Genomic DNA, 5,871 nt, shown 5'->3' with positions numbered 1-5,871 from the left:
AGGCGGCAGGCGGCAGGCGGCAGGCGGCAGGCGGCAGGCGGCAGGCGGCAGGCGGCAGGCGGCAGGCGGCAGGCGGCAGGCGGCAGGCGGCAGGCGGCAGGCGGCAGGCTACCTGGGCCGCCGGGCGGTCACCGTGGCCCTGCCGCCGCGGTGGTCCTCACCATCTCGGTGGCCTTCGCCGTCGCCCCGGCCCCCGCCGTCATGACGGCGGGGATCCTCAGGCCCGAACGCGGGCGGAACCTCCCGTTCGAGTGAGGGAGTTGTCCACAACCCCTCGGTGATCCACGGGCTCCAGCGAGCTTCGCCGCGAGACCTCATCGTGGGATCGCAAGCCGATCCCTCGTCGCAGGTGGTGGTCACCATGGCACAGCCCTCTCCCCTCGTCCGCCCGCCCGGCGCGGACGCGCCTCCGACCTGCGAGGTGCCGCAGTTCGCGCCCGTCCGTGTGCGGGGCGGACGGTATCGGCCGCGGCTCCTCGCACGGCACAGGAGGCGGACGGTCGCCGCCTGCCTGGCGATGACGGCGGCGGCCCTCGTGGCGGCCGGCCCGGGTGACACCGAGCGGGCGCGCGGCCATCCGGCGACCGCACCCCCTGCCGCATCCGCGTCCGCATCCACCTCCGCCTCCTCTGCTTCTACTTCCGCGTCCGGGCGCGGGCCGGGCGCGGGCGAGACGGTGAGGGCGCCGGTACGGATCGCGGACGGCGCCACGGTGAGCCTGTTGCGTCCCGGCGACCGGGTCGATGTGGTCGCCGCGGACAGCGACGGCAAGGTGCGGGTGGTCGCGAACGGGGCGCGGGTCACCGGGGTTCCGGACGTCGGCGCCACCGACACCGGAGCGCTGGTCGTCCTCTCCGTCCCACGCACGACGGCCGCACGGCTGGCCGGTGCCGGCACCACATCACGGCTGGCGGTGACGCTGCGATGAGTGACGAAACCGTGTCAAGTCCCTCGATCGAGCTACCCAGTTGGATGGGCCCGGCACGCCCTGCCGTAGGTTGCGGAGCTGTTTGTTCCACAACCTGTGCGGAGGGGCCTCCTAGTGAGCGAAAACAAGCAGCCCGGCGTGTGGGAGGGCTTCAGGGCCTTTCTGATGCGTGGCAACGTCATCGACCTGGCCGTCGCCGTGGTCATCGGCGCGGCCTTCACCAACATCGTCAACTCCGTGGTGAAGGGCATCATCAACCCGCTGGTCGGTGCTGTCGGTACGAAGAACCTCGACAGCTACAGCTCCTGCCTGAAGAACCCCTGCCACGGCAGCGGAGCAACCGCCACGGGCATCCGCCTCATGTGGGGCTCGGTGCTGGGCGCCACGCTCAGCTTCGTGATCACCGCCGCCGTCGTCTACTTCCTGATGGTCATGCCGATGGCCAAGTTCCTGGCCCGGCAGGCGGCGCGCCAGAAGGCGAAGGAAGGCATGCGCGAGGTCATCGAGGTGTCCGAGCTGGAGGTGCTGAAGGAGATCCGCGACGCACTGGTCGCCCAGCGCGGTCCGGGACGCCGCGAGTACTGACGGCGAAGCTGTGGGCGCACGCCCGGAATCTCGGGGGACGCCGACGCCGGGAGACCGGGGGCCTGGAATCCAGGGGCCACGGGGCCGGGGGCCTGGAATCCAAGGGTCAGGAGACCGGGGGGCCGGATCCCAGGAACCGGGATTTCAGAGGTCACGGGACCGGGGGCCTGGGATCCAGGAGCCGTGAATCCGGGGGCCGGGCTCAGAGGTGGTGGGGCGGCTTCTCGTCGAGGAAGCGCTTGAGGTCGGCGGCACTGTCACCGGTGCTGTCGGCCCGCTCACCCCACCCGCGGTCCGTATCGTCCGAGGACTGCTGGCTCAACGGATCGTCGAAGACCAGTGCCGGCTTCGGATCGCGCGGTTCGGGGGCGGGGGCGGGACTCATGCCCCAAGGGTACGCCGCGGGCCTGACGGCCCACCCCGGTCCGGCGGGCCGCCTCGCCGCCACGGCGGACGCGCGACCACCAGGAGCCGGTGGGCGGCCCGGGGCCTTCATGAGGGACCCGGCACCGGGTCGCCGCGGGCAGCGCCGAAGGCCCTCCGGCCCGGCGGGTTCGGATTCCCGTGACGCCTCTGACCTGGCATCCCGTCGAGCATGGGACCCCAGGCATGCTTGTGAACGCATTCACAAGAATTCGCGGGACTTTTCTGCTGTGCTTGACCGTATGACGTCCCGTCCCACTCCGGAATCCGCCGCGACACCACGGCCCGCGGGCCGCCGGCCGCTGCGCAGAATGACCGCCCGCGGCCGCGGCGAGGCGCACCGGGTCGCGTCGCCGCTGGAACTCCTGTTCGACCTGTGTTTCGTGGTGGCCATCGCCCAGGCGGGCGCAGAGCTGGTGCACGCCGTGGCGGAAGGGCACGCGGGTGAGGGCATCCTCGACTACGCGATGATCTTCTTCGCCATTTGGTGGGCTTGGATGAATTTCAGTTGGTTTGCGTCGGCTTACGACAATGACGATGTTCTCTATCGGATCGTCACGCTGGTGCAGATCGCGGGTGTCCTGGTGCTCGCGGCCGGGGTGTCCAAAGCGTTCGAGAGCCACGACTTCCTGGTCGTCTGGCTGGGCTACGTGATCATGCGGTTCGCGATGATCGCGCAGTGGCTGCGGGTGGCGCGGTCCACCGAGGGGGCCGAGAGAACCATGGCGCTGCGGTACGCGGGCGGCGTACTGCTGTGCCAGGTCGGCTGGCTCGGCCTGCTGTTCGCGCCGGAGCCGGCCCGCCCGTGGGTGTTCCTGGTGGTGGCGCTCGCCGAGCTGTGCGTCCCGGTGTTCGCGGAGAAGGACTTCACCACGTCCTGGCATCCGCACCACATCTCCGAGCGGTACGGACTGTTCACGATCATCGTGCTGGGCGAGACGATCGCCGCGGCCACCGTCGCGGTCAAGTCGGCCGTCGACGAGCACGACGCGCTGGGCGAGCTGCTGCCCATCGCCGCGGGCGGGCTGCTGATCGTGTTCTCCGCCTGGTGGATCTACTTCGCGGTGCCGATCCACGGGCATCTGCGGTCCAGCGGGCAGGCCTTCCTGTGGGGGTACGGCCACTATCTGATCTTCGCCTCGGCCGCCGCGATCGGTGCGGGTCTGGAGGTCGCGGTGGAGCAGACGGTCGGCACCGCGCACATCTCGGCGCTCTCGGCGTCCGCCGCGGTGACGCTGCCGACCGCGCTGTACTTCCTCGCCGTCTGGGCACTGCACTCCCGGCACTTCAAGGTCGGCATCGCCCAGCAGCTCGTTCTGCCGACCACCGCGCTGCTCGTGATCCTGTGCACCTTCCTGGGCGACTGGGCCGTACTCGCCGCGGGCATCGTCTCGGCACTGGCCGTGGCGGTCGGGGTGGTGATGAGGACGCAGATGGTGACGCGGGAAGCCGCGGGTGGCGCGGCAAGAGGCGCGTAGGGAGACGACACGGGCGCGCGGGAGGGGCGGCGCACCGTCTGGGCCGACGCGCGGCCCCGGGTCGGTCGTACGGCTGTCGCTGCCGGGGTCCGCGGCCGGGGAACACTGGGCGCATGACAGTTGACGCTCTGACAGATGTCGCGGGCCTGCGGGTGGGACACGCGACGCGCACCGGGGACGGTTGGCTCACGGGGACGACGGTGGTGCTCGCTCCCGAGGGAGGGGTGATCGCCGCCGTGGACGTACGCGGCGGCGGGCCCGGCACCAAGGAGACGGACGCGCTCGATCCGCGCAACCTCGTGCAGAGGATCGAGGCGGTCGTGCTGACCGGCGGCAGCGCGTACGGGCTGGACTCGGCGTCGGGTGTGATGGCGTGGCTGGAGGAGCGGGGCCGCGGAGTGCGGGTGGGTCCGGACCCGGCGCACGTCGTGCCCGTCGTGCCCGCCGCCTGTGTCTTCGATCTCGGGCGTGGTGGCGTTTTCCGGTCACGGCCGGACGCCGCCACCGGACGCGCCGCGGTCGAGGCGGCCGACGCGAGTGCGCTGGGCGCGCCGGTGCGCGAGGGAGGCGTGGGCGCCGGCACCGGGGCGGTGGTCGGGCAGCTCAAGGGCGGGGTCGGGACGGCGAGCGCCGTACTGGAGTCGGGCATCACGGTGGCCGCGCTGGTGGTGGCCAACGCGGCGGGTTCTGTCGTGGAACCGGAAACGGGGGCGCTGTACGGGGAGTTGACGCGAGGACGGACGGCGTGTCCGTCCGCTCCGGTGCGCGAGGCCGCCCGGCTGCGGCTCGCGGAGGCCGCCGCGAGGAACGCGCCGCCGCCGTTGAACACCACGCTCGCCGTGGTCGCCACCGACGCCGATCTGACGCGGGCGCAGGCGCAGAAGCTCGCGGGGACCGCGCACGACGGGATCGCGCGCGCCGTGCGGCCGGTGCATCTGCTGAACGACGGGGACGCGGTGTTCGCGCTGGCCACGGGCGTGCGGCAGCTCGCCGCCGGGAATCCCCTGGCGCTCAACGAGATCCTCGCGGCGGGCGCGGACCTGGTGACGCGCGCGATCGTGCGTGCCGTACGCGCCGCGGAGTCGGTGGACGGGCCGGGCGGGGCGTGGCCGTCGTACGAAGAGCTTTACGAGGAAGGCCAGTTGGGCGAACACACCGGTTCACTCACGTGACCGGTGTCCGGCTGGGTGAGAGTGTTCGGCTCGGGTTAGGGCGTTCGGCTCGGGCGACGGGTGGGAAACCGTTGTCTCGCCGCCCGTGCCCGCTCTCCGCGCGTCGGAGCGGATCACGACTCGCTCGTCGGGGACGTCGTAGCGGTCGGGAACTGGTCCGGCAAGGCCGTCGTGCCGGACAATGTGGTGCGCGGCTGGAACCTTTCGTGGAGCGCGCGGGCCGCGGGAAGTGCCGTCTGACGAGGGCCTTTTGACGTCGTTGCGAGCGGCGCGGGAACTCACCGCGCGGCCCGTCCGTTTTCCGTCCGCACGTTTTCTCGGTTCGCGGACATGATGTCCGACCGAGGGGCTACGGTATGCACCCACAAGGTGACATGCAGCAACGCCGGGAGAAACCTTGAGCGTTCCGTACGAGACGGCAGCGTACGAACCACCCGAGTCGCCCGAGTCTCCGGAGGAGCATCTCGCACGACTTCTGGGCCGCACCCTGAACTCGTTCGAGCTGCCCGACGAGGCGATACGGCGACTCGACTGCGCGCTGGCGCACGACAGCTCGCTGCACTCCGCGCACCACAGCGCGGGGCTGCACCGGGAGACGTACAGGCACACATGGCTGCTCGCCGACGGTTCCGCCGTCACGCTGTGGGAGCTCGTGCACAACACGGCGACCGGCCGCGAAGCGCAGCACGAGGTCTACGTCGACGAGGAGGAGTTGCGCGCCGCCACGGCCCGGCTCCCGCTCCCGCCGGACGCGCCGGACTTCGAGCTGCCCGTGTTCGTGCAGTTGTCGTCGATCCCCGAGCCGCGTCACACCTACGTGCCCGACGACTCCGCCGATCACGCGCGCCGGCTCCTGCGGCGCGCGGAGAATCCGGACCGGCCGGACACCGACCTCACGACCCTCCTGCTCCGGGAGGCGTTCGCGCACCAGATCACCCAGGCCTTCGGACGCCCCTGCCGCGCCGGTCAGGCGGGGCTGTGCTTCTCGCTCTACGAGCACGCGTTCCTGCTGCGCGACGGACAGGAGATCTCCCTGTGGGAGGTCGAGCACACGGCGACGCCCGACCGGCGGCACATGTGCGAGGTGTACGCGACGGAGGACGCGGCCCGGGACGCGATGGAACGACGCGCGGCACGACTGGGCTGAAACCGGAAGGGGGGGGGGGGGGGGGGGGGGGGGGGGGGGGGGGGGGGGGGGGGGGGTGTGTTGCCCCAGGGCGGTTGTGGGGGGGGCGGGTGCCGGATTTGGTTGGGGAGGGGGAGGTCGGGGGAGCTACACCTAGCC

General features: G+C 71.9%; 6 protein-coding genes. 5 read left to right on the top strand and 1 reads right to left on the bottom strand.

Annotated features, from left to right (window positions below):
• Positions 1 to 361 precede the first annotated feature (361 nt).
• Positions 362 to 928, top strand: coding sequence for a hypothetical protein (locus ACZ6KY_RS41965; RefSeq protein WP_469315507.1), 567 nt, complete (start codon positions 362 to 364; stop codon positions 926 to 928).
• Positions 929 to 1,042: 114 nt separating this feature from the next.
• Complete coding sequence (gene mscL / locus ACZ6KY_RS41960; protein ID WP_469315506.1) at positions 1,043 to 1,513, top strand: large conductance mechanosensitive channel protein MscL; 471 nt, start codon at positions 1,043 to 1,045, stop codon at positions 1,511 to 1,513.
• A gap of 202 nt (positions 1,514 to 1,715) precedes the next feature.
• On the opposite strand, the gene ACZ6KY_RS41955 is transcribed toward mscL, so the two are convergent.
• On the bottom strand, positions 1,716 to 1,898 hold the full coding sequence (locus tag ACZ6KY_RS41955) for a hypothetical protein (protein ID WP_451808015.1): 183 nt from the start codon (positions 1,896 to 1,898) through the stop codon (positions 1,716 to 1,718).
• A gap of 280 nt (positions 1,899 to 2,178) precedes the next feature.
• On the opposite strand from ACZ6KY_RS41955, the gene ACZ6KY_RS41950 reads away from it, so the two are divergent.
• The 3 genes from ACZ6KY_RS41950 to ACZ6KY_RS41940 all read left to right on the top strand — a co-directional run bounded on the left by ACZ6KY_RS41950 (position 2,179) and on the right by ACZ6KY_RS41940 (position 5,733).
• Entirely contained in the window at positions 2,179 to 3,414 is a 1,236-nt protein-coding gene (locus ACZ6KY_RS41950) for a low temperature requirement protein A (protein WP_469315505.1), read from the top strand.
• A 113-nt stretch (positions 3,415 to 3,527) separates the two neighbouring features.
• Complete coding sequence (locus ACZ6KY_RS41945; RefSeq protein WP_469315504.1) at positions 3,528 to 4,586, top strand: P1 family peptidase; 1,059 nt, start codon at positions 3,528 to 3,530, stop codon at positions 4,584 to 4,586.
• Positions 4,587 to 4,983: 397 nt separating this feature from the next.
• Positions 4,984 to 5,733 (top strand): DUF6227 family protein, encoded by a 750-nt coding sequence (locus ACZ6KY_RS41940; protein ID WP_469315503.1) that lies wholly within the window; start codon positions 4,984 to 4,986, stop codon positions 5,731 to 5,733.
• Positions 5,734 to 5,871 lie beyond the last annotated feature (138 nt).

The sequence above is a fragment of the Streptomyces sp. NPDC042002 genome, assembly GCF_055588305.1.
The sequence above is the reverse complement of the archived record's forward strand: the minus strand, read 5'-3'. Positions and strand labels throughout refer to the sequence as shown.

What these genes read in the sequence shown, in the direction of transcription:
- ACZ6KY_RS41945 (WP_469315504.1), top strand. Translation starts at nt 3,528, where the DNA reads ATGACAGTTGACGCTCTGACAGATGTCGCGGGCCTGCGGGTGGGACAC.
- ACZ6KY_RS41955 (WP_451808015.1), bottom strand. Translation starts at nt 1,898, where the DNA reads ATGAGTCCCGCCCCCGCCCCCGAACCGCGCGATCCGAAGCCGGCACTG.
- ACZ6KY_RS41950 (WP_469315505.1), top strand. Translation starts at nt 2,179, where the DNA reads ATGACGTCCCGTCCCACTCCGGAATCCGCCGCGACACCACGGCCCGCG.
- ACZ6KY_RS41965 (WP_469315507.1), top strand. Translation starts at nt 362, where the DNA reads ATGGCACAGCCCTCTCCCCTCGTCCGCCCGCCCGGCGCGGACGCGCCT.